Annotated in this window: 13 protein-coding genes; 7 read left to right on the top strand and 6 right to left on the bottom strand. The window is 60.3% G+C overall.

The genetic code is table 11. The features are described 5' to 3' along the window. The 4 genes from AB7S84_RS09535 to AB7S84_RS09550 form a co-directional block, all read right to left on the bottom strand. A complete protein-coding gene (locus tag AB7S84_RS09535; RefSeq protein ID WP_020878096.1) occupies positions 1–258 on the bottom strand; it encodes an acyl carrier protein in 258 nt (85 codons plus the stop codon). An 81-nt stretch (positions 259–339) separates the two neighbouring features. Then, positions 340–2,778 carry an AAA family ATPase gene (locus AB7S84_RS09540; RefSeq protein ID WP_020878095.1) on the bottom strand — a complete coding sequence of 813 codons (2,439 nt, stop codon included), beginning with the start codon at positions 2,776–2,778 and terminating at the stop codon, positions 340–342. A gap of 43 nt (positions 2,779–2,821) precedes the next feature. Then, complete coding sequence (locus AB7S84_RS09545; protein ID WP_428154111.1) at positions 2,822–3,859, bottom strand: ChaN family lipoprotein; 1,038 nt, start codon at positions 3,857–3,859, stop codon at positions 2,822–2,824. Between the two features lie 151 nt (positions 3,860–4,010). Then, positions 4,011–5,087 (bottom strand): hybrid sensor histidine kinase/response regulator, encoded by a 1,077-nt coding sequence (locus AB7S84_RS09550; RefSeq protein WP_020878093.1) that lies wholly within the window; start codon positions 5,085–5,087, stop codon positions 4,011–4,013. Between the two features lie 538 nt (positions 5,088–5,625). Between AB7S84_RS09550 and AB7S84_RS09555 the strand changes: the two genes are divergently transcribed. Continuing rightward, the gene (locus AB7S84_RS09555; RefSeq protein WP_428154113.1) at positions 5,626–8,388 is read left to right on the top strand and encodes an ATP-dependent DNA helicase; all 2,763 of its coding nucleotides are present in this window, start codon (positions 5,626–5,628) and stop codon (positions 8,386–8,388) included. On the opposite strand, the gene AB7S84_RS09560 is transcribed toward AB7S84_RS09555, so the two are convergent. Beyond that, on the bottom strand, positions 8,302–9,039 hold the full coding sequence (locus tag AB7S84_RS09560; RefSeq protein WP_020878091.1) for an ABC transporter permease: 738 nt from the start codon (positions 9,037–9,039) through the stop codon (positions 8,302–8,304). The genes AB7S84_RS09555 and AB7S84_RS09560 overlap by 87 nt on opposite strands. Continuing rightward, positions 9,036–9,872, bottom strand: a complete 837-nt coding sequence (locus AB7S84_RS09565; protein WP_428154116.1) for an ABC transporter ATP-binding protein — start codon at positions 9,870–9,872, stop codon at positions 9,036–9,038. The genes AB7S84_RS09560 and AB7S84_RS09565 overlap by 4 nt, the downstream gene beginning before the upstream one ends. 827 nt (positions 9,873–10,699) lie before the next feature. Between AB7S84_RS09565 and AB7S84_RS09570 the strand changes: the two genes are divergently transcribed. The 6 genes from AB7S84_RS09570 (at position 10,700) to AB7S84_RS09595 (ending at position 15,758) form a co-directional block, all read left to right on the top strand. Beyond that, positions 10,700–11,326: a lytic transglycosylase domain-containing protein gene (locus tag AB7S84_RS09570; RefSeq protein ID WP_428154118.1), complete on the top strand. Its 627-nt coding sequence runs from the start codon at positions 10,700–10,702 to the stop codon at positions 11,324–11,326. A gap of 33 nt (positions 11,327–11,359) precedes the next feature. Next, positions 11,360–12,691 carry a hypothetical protein gene (locus AB7S84_RS09575; RefSeq protein WP_428154120.1) on the top strand — a complete coding sequence of 444 codons (1,332 nt, stop codon included), beginning with the start codon at positions 11,360–11,362 and terminating at the stop codon, positions 12,689–12,691. A gap of 43 nt (positions 12,692–12,734) precedes the next feature. Continuing rightward, complete coding sequence (locus tag AB7S84_RS09580) at positions 12,735–12,977, top strand: hypothetical protein (RefSeq protein WP_428154122.1); 243 nt, start codon at positions 12,735–12,737, stop codon at positions 12,975–12,977. A 242-nt stretch (positions 12,978–13,219) separates the two neighbouring features. Beyond that, complete coding sequence (locus AB7S84_RS09585) at positions 13,220–14,173, top strand: metal ABC transporter solute-binding protein, Zn/Mn family (protein ID WP_428154124.1); 954 nt, start codon at positions 13,220–13,222, stop codon at positions 14,171–14,173. A gap of 224 nt (positions 14,174–14,397) precedes the next feature. Beyond that, positions 14,398–15,270 carry a hypothetical protein gene (locus AB7S84_RS09590; RefSeq protein WP_428154126.1) on the top strand — a complete coding sequence of 291 codons (873 nt, stop codon included), beginning with the start codon at positions 14,398–14,400 and terminating at the stop codon, positions 15,268–15,270. Continuing rightward, a complete protein-coding gene (locus AB7S84_RS09595; protein ID WP_428154128.1) occupies positions 15,267–15,758 on the top strand; it encodes a DUF6475 domain-containing protein in 492 nt (163 codons plus the stop codon). Before AB7S84_RS09590 ends, AB7S84_RS09595 begins: the two co-directional genes overlap by 4 nt. Positions 15,759–15,810: the final 52 nt, after the last annotated feature.

Here is a 15,810-nt window from a genome sequence, read left to right on the forward strand (position 1 = left end):
TCATACCTCCTTTTGACGGTATTTGGGCCCAAGATAGGAGAGGCATCCGGAAAGGGAGGCCAGGAGGGGACATTCCGTCTCGGGGATTCGGATCCCGAGCCGTTCCTGAAGCTTGATCGAGAAGTTCAGAAAGTCCACCGAACTGAACTCGAACTGGTCCCGGAACCGGGTATCCGGATCGAGTTCGGAAAGGTCCGCTTCCGGCGCAATGTCCCGGATGATCTCCAGGATGATGTTTTTGAGTTCGTCTGATGTCATAATATACTCCTTTTGAGGACAATTGAAAACAGCCGGGGACGCAAGGCCGGCGGACAGCGTCTACGGCCGTGGGCACGGCCTTCAGTCTCCCTTCATCAGTACATCCAGCTCAGCGCCGTCGACGATCTCCTGTTGAATGAGGACGGACGCCAGATGTTCGATCCTGTCCCAGTGCTTTTCCACGAGCATCCCGGCCTTGGCCGAGGCATCGCCGATCCAGTGCTGGATACGCTTCTCCAGTATCCCCTGAAACATGGTTTTTTCCACATGGTGCTGGAGGGTATCCACATGGACAAACCCGATCTCTTCGTCCATGCCCATCCCCGCGACGGCCGAATAGGCAAGTTGCGTGGCCTGCTCGAGGTCGATTCCCGATCCGCTGTCCATGCCGCTCGGGCCGAATTTCCGGATCTGGGCGATCCTTCCCGAGAGCATCACACAGATATTGTTGAAGATCTCCTCTTTGGTGAAATTGTCGTCGAAATCCTCGCCGGTGTAGGCGACAAACCCCAGGGTGTTGGATCGGGGCGTGATGGTGACCTGCTCGATCTTGACGTGGGGCAGGAGGGTCTGGGAAATCACCGCATGGGCCGCCTCGTGGATGGCGGTTTTCCTGAGGTCTTCCTCGATGTTCCGAATGTGTTTCCGGTCGAGCTTGCTCCCGTACTTGATGGTGTTGATCTGATCGATGAGGATCTCTTCGGTGATGCAGTCCAGATCGTTGCGGATGGCGTAAAAGGCCGCCTCCTGACCGATGCGTTCGAGCTCGTATCCGCTCATCCCCGAGATATAACGGATGACCTTGTCGACGTCGATGTTGCCGTCGTTGGGTTTTTCGAGGATTTTCTCGATGAAGAACCGCCGGGCCTCACGATCGAGCTCCGGAACCTCGACGGAAATGTCGATCCGGCCGGGGGAGACCAGATCGGGGTTGACGTCCTCCCGGTTCTGGGCCGTGACGATGGTGAAGACGAACTCGGCGGGATCCGAGGAGACGGCTTCCAGCTCCATCAGGATCTGTTCCACCGATATGGGGGTGAGCGTCCCCTCCACGACGCCCTTGATGTCGATTTCGTCCAGAAAGACGATGCTGGGGGCGAACACCCGGGCCTTCTGGTAGACCTGCCGGATAAAATTGGGATCGAAAAGGTCGCTTCCCGAGACATAGACCAGGGGCAGGTTGGCCTCCCTGGCGAATGCCTTGCCCAGGAGGGTCTTGCCGACGCCCGCGGGACCGTGAATGAGCATGCCCTTGGGCATCCCGATCCCGAACGCCTTGACCTTGTCCGTCTTTTTCAGGATCGAGATGATCTCCCTCAGATGCTTCTTGACGGGTCCGTGGCCGGCGACGTCGTCGAACCCCGTGGCGGAGAATTTGATTTCGGGAAGATCGTCCTGGAAAAGCGGCTTCGCGGGCGGCAGCTGTTTCCGGGCGACCCGGGCCAGGGTAAAGGTCACGGCGTCGTCGCCGGTCTCGACATCCCAGCCGAGCTCGATGGTCTCGTTCCTGATGAAGAGCTGCTGGGAATGGGTGATGCTCAACCGGTAGTGGCGCTTCAGAAAGGTGCCGGCCGCTTTCGAGATCCTGAAAACGGCCTTCCCCGGTATGGGATGCCCCTCCCGGACGTATTGGGTGATCTGTCCGAGAAGCAGATCCGGCAGCCGTTTCTGAATGCGGCGCGTGTTGATGTAGGGTGCGAAGGAGAGCACCAGCAGCTTGACCATCGGGACAAAACCCTCGAACACCAGCTCGATGCCCGTGGTTCTGGAAAAATGACGGGACAGGGTCTTCAGTGTGGTTTTGCCGATTTTCACCACGGCGTCCAGGGAGAGCCGCCGGAAAATCACCAGGTATGCCTGGGACATCACCGAAAGCAGCTTGGTGGAGATGACGGGCTGAACCGTCTCGAGCCCCATCTTTTTTTCCTTGGAGACGGCATCCATGATCAGGGCCTGGGCCTGGAGGCGGTTCTCCCGGACCGCCGTCATGAAGGCGCGACTCTGGTACATGGCGCTGCCGAGGGTGGAGGTGAAAATCACCAGCACCTCGCTGCAGTCGAGGCCGGTTTCCTGGGGATCGCCGGTGAGGATCTCAAGAAGGGCGTTCTGGAGCCGCGTGTCCGCCTTTTCGATCTCATTGAACAGGAGGATCGACCGGGGCCGGCTCCTCAGAAAGACCATCAACTCGCCGTCCTGACCGCCGTCGTAGCCCACCTGCCCCAGAAGCCGGGTCTCGTCCTCGGGGGTGGTGTACTGTCCCATGTCGAACTGCCGAAAGGCGGTGTAGTCGTCCATGAGGGCGGCCAGGGATCGAGCCAGATAGGCCTTGCCCACGTAAGGCGGTCCGATGAAGGTGAAGATGGCCCTGGGTGGAGACTGGACGGGTTTGCAGGCCATGTGGATGAAGGCGTCGATAACCTCGTCGATGGCCTCGTCCTGGTCGTAGACGAGCTTTTTCAACTTCCGCCCCAGCTTTTCATATTTCTGAAACACGTTTTGCCGAGCCTCGGTCGGCTTCATATGGGCTCCTTTTGAAGGCGGTCGGAGGGGACGCCGCGGTGTTTCACCCTCGCCGGCCGGGTTTGAGGGAAGGATCCGTTACGATGATGAAGGTGTCGCCGCCGGCCGCGGCAGGGTCGAAGGCCGGAAACGAGGACAGGGAAAGCACCGTCACCGTCACGATCGAGACATCCTTACGGTACTCCCGGAGGTGTTCCGGAATGCCCAGCCCGGATTGGCTGTGGAATTTGCCGTTGACGTGGAGCGCCAGGGCGCCGGGGTGACGCGCTAAAGCCTCCGAGAGGTGAAAGGCCATGCCGGCATCCCACAGGGATTGGGCCGCCAGGAGGCGCTCGAAGCGCTCTTCGATTTCCGCTGATGCCGCGGCCTCGGAAGGGGCGTCCATGGGCGGCGTCGGGGTTGCGGGTCCATGGGGAACGTTTTCCACCTGGGTTTCTTCCCAGAAATTTCTGAATTTTTCGCGATAGGCCGCCGAGGCTTCGCCGTAGGGCAGCGGCGGGAGCCAGGCCCTGGACGCCGGAAACAGGGGATCGAGAGCCGAACGGCCCAATCGGGCGACGCGGTTGACGTACCGGCTCGGCGCGTTGGCGGCGACGACGGGGATGCCGTTGCTTCTGGCGAATTCGATCAGGGGGCGGTAATCGGTCGGATATCCCGGCCACGGTCTCGCGGCCTTCAAAAAGTGACGTTCGGTGATCAGGTCCGCGAGATATTCATCCACGACCGTTTGAACGTCCGCCTCGAACATTTCCAGGGAAAGAAGAACGGGTCTTTCCCGCCCGGAAGGGCCGCCGGATCGGCAGGCCTCGAAGAGCCGCTCGAGAAGGTTCGATTCCAGAAAATGGGCCGCCGGATCGTCGTGTTCCTCTCCGATGAAAACGACGTCCGCCGCGGCGGCCGCCGAAACGATATCCTCGAGGGTCGCGGGGGCGCCGACGCCGTCGTAGACCCGGAAATGTCCGGGGGTGACGGCGGGGGCTTCGGGCGCGCGCATTCTCCCGTGGGGGGAGCGGATGCCGCACCCGGCGGCGAGCAGCAGCACGCCGATGCAGATCAGAGGTCCTATGGTTTTGGTGATCACGTCTGGCTCGCTTTCTTTGGGTTCGGATGCATTGTCATTCAACTTCCGGTGTTCGAGGCCGGTGCCGGCAGGGGAGGGCCTACGCGGTCTGGAGTCGCCGACACGGCACTGAATGTCAAACCGACGACTGAATCCTACCATACCCTCTCGATCAGAGGATGGGAAGTGCAAAACTGAAAATGGCACCGGATCCGATCCGGCTTTGGACGCCGATCCTTCCGTTGTGCGCCTCGACGATTTTTTTGGCGATGGCGAGTCCCAATCCCGTACTGGCCTCTCCGTCGGTGGGCGGGCTCCCGAGCCGCTGGAACTCCCCGAAGAGCCGTTTCTGGTCCTCGCTGGAGATGCCGGGGCCCTGGTCCCTGACAAAGACCCAGGCCTTCCCGTCTTTTCGCTTCAGGAACACCTGCACGAGACTGCCTTTGGGGGAATACTTGACGGCATTGCTGATGAGGTTGTCGATGACCTGGCTGATGCGGTTGGGGTCGAAGGAGAAGGGCGGAATCTCCTCGATTTCGGTCTGAATGGTAATCTGCTTCTTGGCCGCCAGGTGCTCGGCAAACTGAATCCTCTGCGTCAACAGGGTGTTGAGGGAGGTCGCCGCCGTGGAGAGTTTGAGATGGCCGCTCTCGATGATCGACACGTCCAGAAGATCGTTGACCAGGGAGAGCATGTGCCGGGCGGACTGATCGATTCTCATGAGCAGATCGTCGCCCTTCTCGGGAGACTCCCGGAGAAGTCCGGAGCGCAGCACCTGGGCGATGTTGATGATGACCGCAAGGGGGTTTCTGAGATCGTGGGCCGCGATCCTCAGGAATTTGTTCTTGATCTCGTTGGATTCCCTCAGCTTGTCCTGCGCCTCGACGAAACGCTTTCCGACGGCGACGCGGCTGCGGAGTTCGTTGACGTAAAAGGGTTTGGTCAGGTAATCGTGGGCCCCGCTGTCCAGGGCGTGGACGATGCTCTGTTTTTCCGTTTTGCTGGTCAGGAGGATCAGGTAGATGAATCGCTCGTCGGCATGATACTGCATGCGTCGGCAGATCTCGACGCCGTCCGGCTCCGGCATGACCCAGTCGAGTATGGCCAGCCGGGGCGGATCCTCCGAGGTCAGCGCCGACCAGGCCTGGACCCCGTTCACCGCCTCGATGATGTCATACCCCCACTTGGCCGCGATATGCTTGAGGTAGGCGCGAATGGTCGGGTCGTCATCAGCGATGAGCAGCTTCATCGATACTCCTTCACCTGAGGCGGAACGCGGATCAGGGCGGGGTTAGTAAAGGATCAGGCTGAAGACTGAAGGCTGAAGGGGTGCGTGTGTGACGGCCGCGACACTTTGCGGCGTGATTTGCAATTAATAATTATGAATTATGAATTATGAATTTTGAATTGACAGTTACTGACCCCATAACCACTTAATCACATAACCACATAACCACTTAATCACTTAATCACTTAATCACTTAATCACTTAACCCACTATCCCCGAACCAACAAACAATCCGTTTAAACCCTTTCAGTCTTCAGTCTTCAGCCTCCAAATATAATTTTTATTATACACCGAATCAACGGATTGATCAAGAACGGTGTTTTTCCGGGAAAACGCTAACAATGGTAAAACGGCAAGACAAGGGAAAAATTGACAATTTTGGCGGGCTCTGATAAACCCTCCGTCATTCGATAGGCTGATGGGCATCCGGTTTCTTATCTTTCAATGCTTAGCCCCTGTTTCGCCAGTGTTCAATTCTTTTACCGACATCATCAGGAATGTGGCTTTCATCTTTGTCCACGCCGGCAGGCAGCCCGTCGACGGGCGGCGCATCTATGCCGTTGCCGCGGCCGTCCTGGAGCCGGGGGGCGGGCGGAAAACCTTCACGTCCCTGATCGATTACCCCCGCATGACGGCCCGTGAGCGCTACGCTTCCGGTGTTTCCCGGGAAATGATGGCCGCGGCGCCTTCCGCCGGCGCGGTCTCCGAAAAGCTTCAGGCATTCCTCGACGGAACCCCTTTCTTCATGGCCCTGGATGACTACGGCGTCATCGATGAACTCTCGGCCCTCTCAGGTACGGCGCGTTTCGTCGACGTCGGCTTTGCGGCCGAGTTCTTCGTACCCGAGCTGCGGTCCCACACCCTCAAGAGCCTGTGGGAGTACCTGACGGGAAGGGAGCGGGACACGGTCGGCTTCAGCCCGGAGGAGGGCCTCGACCTCTGCATCGATCTGGCGCGGCACATATCCGGGTCCTGCCTTGCCGACGATCATACGCCTTACGCGCCGGTGCTTCGCCGGTTCATGGCCAGAAGCGGCACCCTTTTCGGGAGCGCCTGGATAGGGCTTCATCGCCGTTTTAAGGATTATTTCGGCGAAGGCGTCAACCCCTCGAAAGAGTTCGACACCGCCGACTGGCGACGGTTTCTGGAACGCGTCGAAAAAGCGGCGGAAAAGCCCAAGGCCCGACGGCCCCTTGGCAGGATCTCACGGGAAAATCTCGAGAACCTGTACCGCGATATTTCGGCGTCGGCGCCGGGGTTCACATACCGTCGGGAACAGGTCCAATTTGCCGGCCATGTGGCCGATGCCCTCAACGACGCCGCCGTGTTGACCATCGAAGCCGGAACCGGGACCGGAAAAACCCTCGGGTATCTCCTGCCGGCCATGGAATATCTCAGGCTGAACCCGGGTGAGCGGATCGTGGTCTCCACCTACACCAAGAGCCTCCAGGAGCAGTTGTTCCACAACGAGATCGCCTTCATCCGTCAGACTTTGCCGGTCTATCCCGACATCCGTATCGTCCTGCTCAAGGGGAAAACCAGTTACGTCTGCGTCGAAAAACTCGACAACCTGTACGACGAGGCCCTCACCGGCGAAGACCTTCTCTCCTGGCTCTATTGCCTTGTCACCGCGTTTCGCTTCAGGCAGGCCGAGATCGGCACGGTGGGGGTGCGGATTCGACGCTATCTCGACGCCGGAGGACGGTTCGGCCGGATGTTGAGGGACGTCTCCGCCGGCAGCGGATGCCCGCCGTCCCACACTCGATGTCCGGCCCAGGTCGTCACGGCCCAGGCCGGGGCCGCCGACCTCGTCATCACCAACCACCACAAGCTGGCGCTCCTGGATCGGGATCCGCTTCTCGGGGGATGCTTCGACAATTATATCATCGACGAGGCCAACCATTTCGAGCCGGCTGTCCGGAATGCCTTTGCCCTGGCGATCCATTCCCGGGATATCAAGGCGGCGGCCGACGGCCTGGCCCATCGCCTTCGATCGCTTCCGGACGGGATGCCGGAGACGAACACCGCCGCCGCGGGGATCACGGCCGACCTTCAATCCCTCCGGGAGGCCCTTGCGGATTTCAGGGACGGCCTGCTTTCCATCGATTCCGCCGCTGCCCGGGGCGCTGTTCACACCCTCCACCACGATCATCCGATCTTTGCGGACGACGGGCTGAGGTGCCGCATGGAGACCCTTCACGCCGCCGTGGAAACCGTTGTCCGCGGTTTTGTCTGGGTGAAGGACGACACGCTTTTCGACGCGGCGAACCTGGACCGAAAGACCCGGCGACACATGGCGATCCATCTCGAGCTGCTGGAAGAGTGTGCGGGAACCCTGAAGGGAATTCGGGAGGCCGTCGTCTCGGAAAATACGGTCACGGTCTATCGGATCTTCCGGAAGCACTGGTTCGTTGCGGCCCACCCGGTGGCGGTGGGGGACCTGATCCGCCGTCAGATTTACGGCAGGAAGCGATGCATCGTCTACACGGCGGCCACTCTCTGCCATCGGGATCGCTTCGAGAGCTTCAGGGATATCACCGGCATGGCCCCGTCGCCGACCATCGAGGAAGCCGCCGCCCCCAGGGCGTTCCGCTTTGAACGGATTCCCTCCCCATTTCCCGGGGATGCCGCGGAGATCATCGTCCCGCCCGGCGCCGCCAGTGGAAAATACGACAACAAGGCCGCCTGGGTGGCGGCGGTCTCGAACGCCCTGCCGGAGCTTATCCGGGCCAACCAGGGCCGGACCCTGGTTCTTTTTTCGAGCTACCGGGATCTCGAGCAGATCCTCGACAACATCGGCGGGGCGTTGGAGGCGCTACCGTACCCGCTGCTGGTCCAGCGGCCCGGCGAGCCCACCGCGGACCTCTGCGACGAATTCCGGGCCGTCAGGGAGAGCGTGCTTCTGGGGGTCGACACCTTCTGGTACGGGGTCGACTTCAAAGGCGACACCCTCACCCAGGTGATCATCACCCGCATTCCCTATCCCCCGCCCAACGACCCCATCCAGACGGCCCGAAAGCATCTCCTGCCCGCCAGGGACTTCTGGGAGAGATATCGCTACGACACGAACATCAAAATGAAGCAGGGCATCGGGCGCCTGATCCGCTGCGAGACCGACCGGGGGAAAATCGTCGTCCTCGATTCGCGGTATCGGCCCCGGCGGCTGCGCCCGCCGTCAATCCCTCGCCTTGTTGACGCACCGGAAGGCCGCGAAGAAAAAGATCACCCCCAGGCCGAGGAGAATGCCGTAGCCGACCGGTGACGGCGTATGGCCGAAGGCGGAGGCCCGGATGGATCTGGCGGCGTGGGTAAGGGGCAGGAAGGCCAGGAGCTTCTGCGCCCACATCGGCAGACGCTCCACCGGGAAGAAGGTGCCCCCCAGAAAAGCCATGGGAATGATGACGAAGCTGTTGATCATGGCCTGATCCGCATGGGACTTGACCAGCATCGCCAAGGCGACGGCCAGGGAGGCGAAGACGAAGCTGTTCAGGAGGACGGCGGCCCAGAACAGGGGGGTGTAGGAGAGGAAAACCCCGAAGAACGCCCCCAGAACGAGGATGACGCATACGGCCATGAGGGCCCGGGTCATCCCCGCCAGCACCTCTCCGGTCACGTAGGCCATGTTGCTGATGGGAGCGGCCTGGAATTCCTCGAAAATATGCCAGTAGAACCGGGCGATATTGATCTCGCTGGCGATGCCGAAGGCCTGGGTCATGCTGCTCATGGCCACCAGGCCGGGGATCAGAAATTCAGTGTAGGCCCGGCCTTCCACGTGGATGTGCCCCCCCATGGCATACCCGAAGGCGATCAGGTAGAGCAGGGGCGACACCGACATGGAGGCGAGCATTCGCCACAGGCGTCGCTTCAGGATCAGAAGCTCCCGGTAGTAGACCGCATGCCATCCCCGGATCATTTGACTTTTTTCCCCGTCAACGCCAGAAAGGCATCCTCCAGGTTGACCCGCCGCAGACTGAAGCTGTCTTCCTGATGGGCGACATGGTTTTTGGCCGCCTCCCGGGTGTTGAAATAACGCGTTTCCATCTCTCCCTCCCGCACGCGGTCGACGGCCCAGACCCCGATCCGCGAGATGAGCCGCGGGGGCGTGTCGACGGCTACAATGGCGCCCTCGTCCAGAAACGCCACGCGATCCGCGAGGAACTCGGCCTCCTCGATATAATGGGTCGTGAGGAAGATCGTGGTGCCCCCCTGTTGAATTTTTTTGATCAGCGCCCAGATCCGTCGGCGAATGCCCGCGTCGAGGCCCACCGTGGGCTCGTCGAGGAACAAAATCCGCGGCGAGTGCACCAGGGCCCGGGCGATCATGATCCGGCGCTTCATTCCGCCGGAGAGCTGTTTGGCCGGGGTCCGTTTCCGATCCAGGAGATCGATGTACCCCAGGAGTTCGTCGATTTTACGCCGCCGCTCCTCGCGGGGCATGTGAAACAGCCGGCCGTGAACGTCGAGGTTCTCGAATACCGTGAGTTCCTGGTCCAGGTTGGCCGACTGGGGAACGAGCCCGAACTGTCTCTTAGCGGCGAGGGTCTCTTTTTCGATGTGGAACCCGTTCAGGAAGGCCGCCCCTCCGGTGAGCCGGGTGAGTCCCGTCAGAATCCGGATGGTGGTGGTTTTTCCCGCGCCGTTGGGCCCCAGATAGGCGAAGAGTTCGCCCTCGGGAACATGGAGGGTGACCCCCTTCAGCGCCTGAACGTTTTTGTAGTCTTTTCTCAGGCTTTCGATTCGGATCATTGAAACCTCTCTAGGGGTTTTCCGGACTCAGGTTCGGGAACCGGTCCGGCGCACCGGCGCCGTTCGTTCGGCCGGCCCGGCAAGGGTGTCTCCCCGGGCCCTGCATGAAGGTGAGGGACTATATGCGATGCCGGACCCCTTGTCAATGTGGTGCCGCTTCAGGCAGGGAAGGGTTTTTGAAAATAACGGAGGCGGATCGTTACAGAGGATCTGCAAAAATTATCATCTATTACATATGGTATGGTTCTGAACAATGCATTTTTCACCAAAAGGACGTAGAAAAACGGGTAATTTTTCACAGATTTTTCTTATGATTCATCTAATACCCCATAACTAATTAGAATTCATGAGGATTAAATTTCTTGATTTATCGGCCTTAACAGGATAAAAATCTATACTTTTTTTAAAAGGCTTTATTCAACTATTTATTTTTGAGACGCTCTTCGGGAAGCCGCGTCGGCAGGGTATGGCTGCCGAGCACCAAAAGTTGAAGAATTATTGAAATTCTCGATTCGACTTTCATAACGGCGGCGGAAAGCCGGAGAAGACCGAATGGGCGTCTTCAACCTTCCGAACACCGAAAGTCGATTGAAATTTTTTTTTAATTTGAGAGGACCCAGATTTTTGCGGGGCGCCGGAAACAGAGCATCCTGAAACCGTTTTCCCGCCCCGGATGTACGACGGAAAATCGGCAACTCACTACCGTCACGGGGTTTTGCCGGGATGACTCCCGCTTCGAATGCCGCCGCCCATATTCGGAAGGCCGCATTGTTTTCGGGAGGCAACCACGCTGCACGGCAAAGCAACCGATGGCAAGGAGGAACCTTATGACATCATCACCTGAACCTTCAGCGTCCGATACAGGAGGTATTTCACATTCACCCCCGAAAAAATTATGGCTGCTGATCTTCTGCATCGCAACGGCATGTTTCTTCACTGAAATTCCCAGTGCAAAAGGCCGTCCCTTCTCCGCCGCCGATCCCACCGTGAACCATCGCGATGCCGGCACGAACACGGCATCCATCACCATCGCCAGGAAGACGGAAAACGCCTACGACAAGATCATCCTGGAGGCGGCCCATCGCCACGATGTCCACCCGGCGTTGATCAAGGCGATCATCAAGGCGGAATCCAGTTACAACCCCAGGGCCGTTTCCAGGAGAGGCGCCCGCGGGCTGATGCAGCTGATGCCGGGAACCGCCCGGGCCATGGGGGTGAAAAACAGCTTCAATCCCAAGCACAACATCCACGGCGGAACCAAGTATTTCAGACATCTCCTCGATCAATTCAAGGGCAATATCCGGCTGGCCCTTGCCGCATACAACGCCGGCATCGAACGGGTCAGGCATTACGGACGGGTTCCGCCCTACAAGGAAACCCGCAGCTACATCAACAAGGTCATGTCCTATTACCGTGAATACCGTTCGGAGATGCGGATGATGGCCAGGAGTTGATGCCGCTCTGAAAATCCCCATGGTGTCGTTACGGTGAAACGTGTCCGTTGGTACGCCTATCCCGTCGCAGCGGTCGTCGTCGGGGTGCTGATCATCTGGGGGGTCGCCGGGTACGCGGCGGAGGCCCTGGGCCCCCTGCGGTGGATCCTCTGGCTTGGCGGGGTATCGGCCCTGGCAGGCGCCTTTTTCTTCAAAAGAGATCTGACGGCGGAGGAGATCCGTACCCTTGACGATCGCCTCGAACTCATGGACGAAAAATCCCGGTTCGAGAGTGCGAAAAAAGCCATGGAAGCGGACCTGGACCGCCGGTCCCAGGTGATCCGGCAGCGGGAGGCCGACCTTTTCCAGAAACTCATGACCTTTCACGAGTGGATGGAGTTCCCGGAGGGGCTCGCCGTTGAAAGCCGGCCGGCGGCCCCGGACGATACGTCGTCGGAACATCTGCAGAAAGACCAGGCGGTGCTGACGCTGATTCGGGAACGGACCGAGCAGCTTTTCGACGGCATCAAAAACAAGGCCTACATCAAGGACGGTCACTTTGAAAAAGGTCGCCTGACCCTGGACATGGCGGCCCTGATGGAGTCGGTGGCCCGGATCTACCGACCCGATTCCGAAAACCCCCTCCTCGAAACCAACATCGAGCTGCTCTTGAGGGCCGTCAACCGCATCGCCCTCCAGATGCTGGTGGTGTTGGAACAGCTTCCCCTCGATATCAAGAGCTACAATATCCGGAACATTCACGACAGCGTCCAGACAGGGCTCAGGATCTACGGGGCCTACAAGGCCGCCAACCCCTACTGGCATTTTTTTCGGCCGGTCTACTACCTGGGGCGCTACGGCCTGGGCGGGAACCCTGTCACCCTGGGCGTGACATGGGCCCTGGGGGAGCTGGCCAAGTCCGGCGCGAAAAAGCTATCGTCCCATGTCGCCAACCGGTATGCCCTGGGGTTGCTCCACGACATGGTCTTCATCGTCGGGAGCGAGGCCGCGGGGATCTTCGGCGGCGACTTTCGCTATCGGGAGGCCAACTGGGTCTTCGGCGCCGAGCTGACGGAGATGGTCCGGCGGTTTCCCTTCTCCGAGGCCACCCTTCTGGCGGCCCTCAACGAGATCGGGCGCCTCCGGCTGCGGAGTGAATACGACCGCATCTTCCTGTACCGATGCCTGGCCGCCCGAAAAAGCGCCGGCCCCGGGCGCGTGGACCCCCGGAAATGCCTCTCCGGAGCCGAGCGCCGTGCCGTGGGGGATCGTCTGGCGGCGTTTTTCAACAGCCACATCACCCAGTACGGATCCCGCAAGGCCCGCCGATGGCAGGCCGAAGCGGAGGCCCGGCTGGGCGTCGGGATCTCCGTCAAGACCCATTGACGCTCCTCACGGCTTTCTTCCAGGCCTTTGGGAAAGGACCGACATGCCGAACACCGATCATCTGAAGCGGATCGAGGTCCACTGCTATGCGGGGTACCGGGGCGAAGAGACGCCCCGATGGTTTCGCATCGGCGACCATGCCGTAATCGTCCGGAACATCCAGGATCGCTGGATGGGGCCGGACCATCGCTATTTCAAGGTGACCGGCGATGACGACGCCCTCTATATCCTCCGCCACGATGTGTGCGGCGGGTTCTGGGAACTCGTTTTCTTCAAAAGGCGATGAAAAGGCGGAGGATCCCGGCGGCGTCTTGACGGGAATCCCTGAATTGGGGTATCGGATAATGTGTGGTTTCAGGATACGCTCTCGCGTGGGTTTGTCCCGGGCAGGGGCGTCCGTTTTTATACGCATTTCAACTCTCGACTTTCATGATGGTGAACGAAACCGCGTGGGGCGCGGGCCGTATCCTCCCGGCACCGGCCTATGAAAATCGAAAGTCGAGCACTCATCTCGAGAGGTGTGTCTTCATGTTGCATCGCGCTGTCTTCATGGTTTTCATGGCCGTCGTCGGATCGGTGTCGACCGCTTTCCCGGCCGGATCCGAAACCCCCGTTTTTGTCAGCATCCTGCCCCAGAAATATTTCGTGGAGCGGATCGGCGGAGATCTTGTCGACGTCCACGTCATGGTCCCGCCCGGTGCCGGCCCGGCCACCTACGAGCCCAAACCGCGTCAGATGGCGGCCCTTTCCCAGGCACGCATCTATTTTGCCGTGGGCGTACCCTTCGAAAGGGCGTGGCTCGACAGGATCGCCGCCGCCAACCCCGGCATGCGGATCGTCCACACCGACGCCGGCATCCAAAAAATCCCCATGGCGGCCCATCATCACGAAGGGGATCACGGCAAGACGCCGGACGCCAGGGGGCGCCATCCCGAGGTCCATGGCTCGGACCGGGCGCCTGAAACCGACCCCCACCAACACGAGACCGGCACGTCCCTCGACCCCCATGTCTGGCTATCGCCGCCGCTGGTCAAGATCCAGGCCCGCCACATTCTCGAGGCCCTCTCGACCGCGGACCCCGGGAACGCATCGGTCTATGCCGCGAATTACCGGGCCTTCCTGGAAGAGATAGAGGCCCTCCATCAGGAGCTCCTCACCGTTTTCAAGGATCGGCAAGGGGAAGCCTTTATGGTGTTTCATCCCTCGTGGGGATATTTTGCGGCTGCTTACGGCCTCCGGCAGATCGCCATCGAACTGGAGGGGAAGGCGCCCAAGCCGGCCCAGGTGATGGACCTGATCGCAACCGCCAGAACCGCCGGCGTCAAGGTCATCTTCGTCCAGCCCCAGTTTTCCACCAAAAGCGCCCGGGTCATCGCAAACGCCGTCCAGGGCGAAATCGCCATCGCCGACCCCCTGGCCGAAAACTGGCCCCAAAACCTCCGCACCCAAGCCCAAAAATTCCAACAAACTCTAAAACCTTAAAACCCTGAAACCCTAAAACTCTAAAACCCTAAAACCCTAAAACCCTATCCACCACCAACCTGAAGGGCCCCCTTTCCCCCCTTTCGCACCACCCCCCCACCTTTATGCTATTGAAATCCCTGTCGACCGTACGTCAGGGTCGGAAAGTTCCCCGACCCTTTTCCCCGGGCCCTGGGCCCGCAACCCCTATGACCGGGGCACGCCGGCCCCGAAGGAGGCATCCTGTGAGAAACGAAAGCTGGATCAAGGTGTATCGGAAGCTGTTGGACAAACCCATCTGGAAGAATTCCACGCCGGAGCACAAAACCGTTCTGATGACGCTCCTGTTGATGGCGAACCACGAGACTGGGGAGTGGGAATGGGCGGGAGAAGAGTTCGACGTCATGCCGGGGCAGTTCGTGACCTCCCTTTCCGCGATCCAGGAGCGGGCCGGCCGCGGCATCAGTCTGCACAATGTTCGTTCCGCGCTCCGAAAATTTGAAAAACTCGGATTTGCCGCAAGCGAAAGCACACGCTGCGGACGGCGGATTACCATTTTAAAATGGGAGACTTATCAGGGGCCTTCCCCTGCCGTGCGCAAAGCTTCCCGCAAAGCAGGCGCAAACCTGCCGCAAACCTGCCACAAAGCAGGCGCAACTAACAAGAATAACCAGAATGAGAAGAAGGATCAGAAGGGAAGAATTCTCTTTGGGCTCCGCCCTGACGCCTTCGATCCCGGGGACGACGTGATCCTTACCGTCCCGCTCCGGGCCGGGGACGGGTTTGCCGGCATCACCCGGGCAGGGATGGCGGATCTCCAGGCCCGCTTTCCCGAGACTAACGTGGCTTGGGAGCTTTCCCGCCTCCGGGACTGGAACATCGCCAACCCCGATCGCCGCAAGAGCCGGGTCGGGTTCGGCCGCCACGTGAACTTCTGGCTCACCCGAAGCCCGAAACGGGGACCCGTGTCCCGTCCCGGGGCCGGGCGGAAGGCTGGGGTGGTAACCCTGCCGGACGGCAAAGCCGTAAGCCGGGCCGGGTATCAGACCGCCCTGGCGGGCATGCGGGTGGCGCAGAAGCTCTTCGGCGGGGGCGGCGAACAGGGAGCCGAGCGATGAGCCCGGCGGATTTCGACCGGTTCCATGCGGCCGTGACCACCCTGGCCGTGGAGCATGACCGGGAGATGTCGTCCCAGCAGATGGAGATCTGGTGGGCCGAGCTGCGGCGCTACCCCATCGCCGCGGTGGAGGCGGCCCTGCGGCATCTGTTGCGCACACAGCGCTTCTTCCCCAAGCTGGCGGAGATCATCGCGGCGGTGGATGGAAACCAGACTGACCGGGCCCTGGCGGCGTGGGAGACGGTCTACGCCCTGGTCAAGGCCGGAAAGAGCGCCGAGGCCGCATCCATGCCCTTCGACGACGACGGCATCCAGACCGCCGTCCGCAGAATCGGCGGCTGGTCCCGCCTCCGCATGATGAAGGAGGACGAGGTCCCCTTCCGCCAAAAGGATTTTGTCACGGCGTATGAGGGGGGTGGGGGGGAGTGGGTTCGGAGAATTGGAGGGGGGGAGGGGGGAAGAAAGGGGGTTAGGTGTTTAAGTGATTAAGTGATTAAGGTTTTATGGGTTTTAGAGTGTTAAGGGTTTTAAGGGGTTCAGG

The organism is Desulfococcus sp. (assembly GCF_050178255.1).
GTDB lineage: Bacteria > Desulfobacterota > Desulfobacteria > Desulfobacterales > Desulfococcaceae > Desulfococcus > Desulfococcus multivorans.

Excerpts from the sequence above, each read along its gene's own strand:
- AB7S84_RS09550 (WP_020878093.1), bottom strand. The coding sequence starts at position 5,087 with ATGAAGCTGCTCATCGCTGATGACGACCCGACCATTCGCGCCTACCTC.
- AB7S84_RS09565 (WP_428154116.1), bottom strand. The coding sequence starts at position 9,872 with ATGATCCGAATCGAAAGCCTGAGAAAAGACTACAAAAACGTTCAGGCG.
- AB7S84_RS09540 (WP_020878095.1), bottom strand. The coding sequence starts at position 2,778 with ATGAAGCCGACCGAGGCTCGGCAAAACGTGTTTCAGAAATATGAAAAG.
- AB7S84_RS09560 (WP_020878091.1), bottom strand. The coding sequence starts at position 9,039 with ATGATCCGGGGATGGCATGCGGTCTACTACCGGGAGCTTCTGATCCTG.
- AB7S84_RS09570 (WP_428154118.1), top strand. The coding sequence starts at position 10,700 with ATGACATCATCACCTGAACCTTCAGCGTCCGATACAGGAGGTATTTCA.
- AB7S84_RS09535 (WP_020878096.1), bottom strand. The coding sequence starts at position 258 with ATGACATCAGACGAACTCAAAAACATCATCCTGGAGATCATCCGGGAC.
- AB7S84_RS09585 (WP_428154124.1), top strand. The coding sequence starts at position 13,220 with ATGTTGCATCGCGCTGTCTTCATGGTTTTCATGGCCGTCGTCGGATCG.
- AB7S84_RS09595 (WP_428154128.1), top strand. The coding sequence starts at position 15,267 with ATGAGCCCGGCGGATTTCGACCGGTTCCATGCGGCCGTGACCACCCTG.
- AB7S84_RS09580 (WP_428154122.1), top strand. The coding sequence starts at position 12,735 with ATGCCGAACACCGATCATCTGAAGCGGATCGAGGTCCACTGCTATGCG.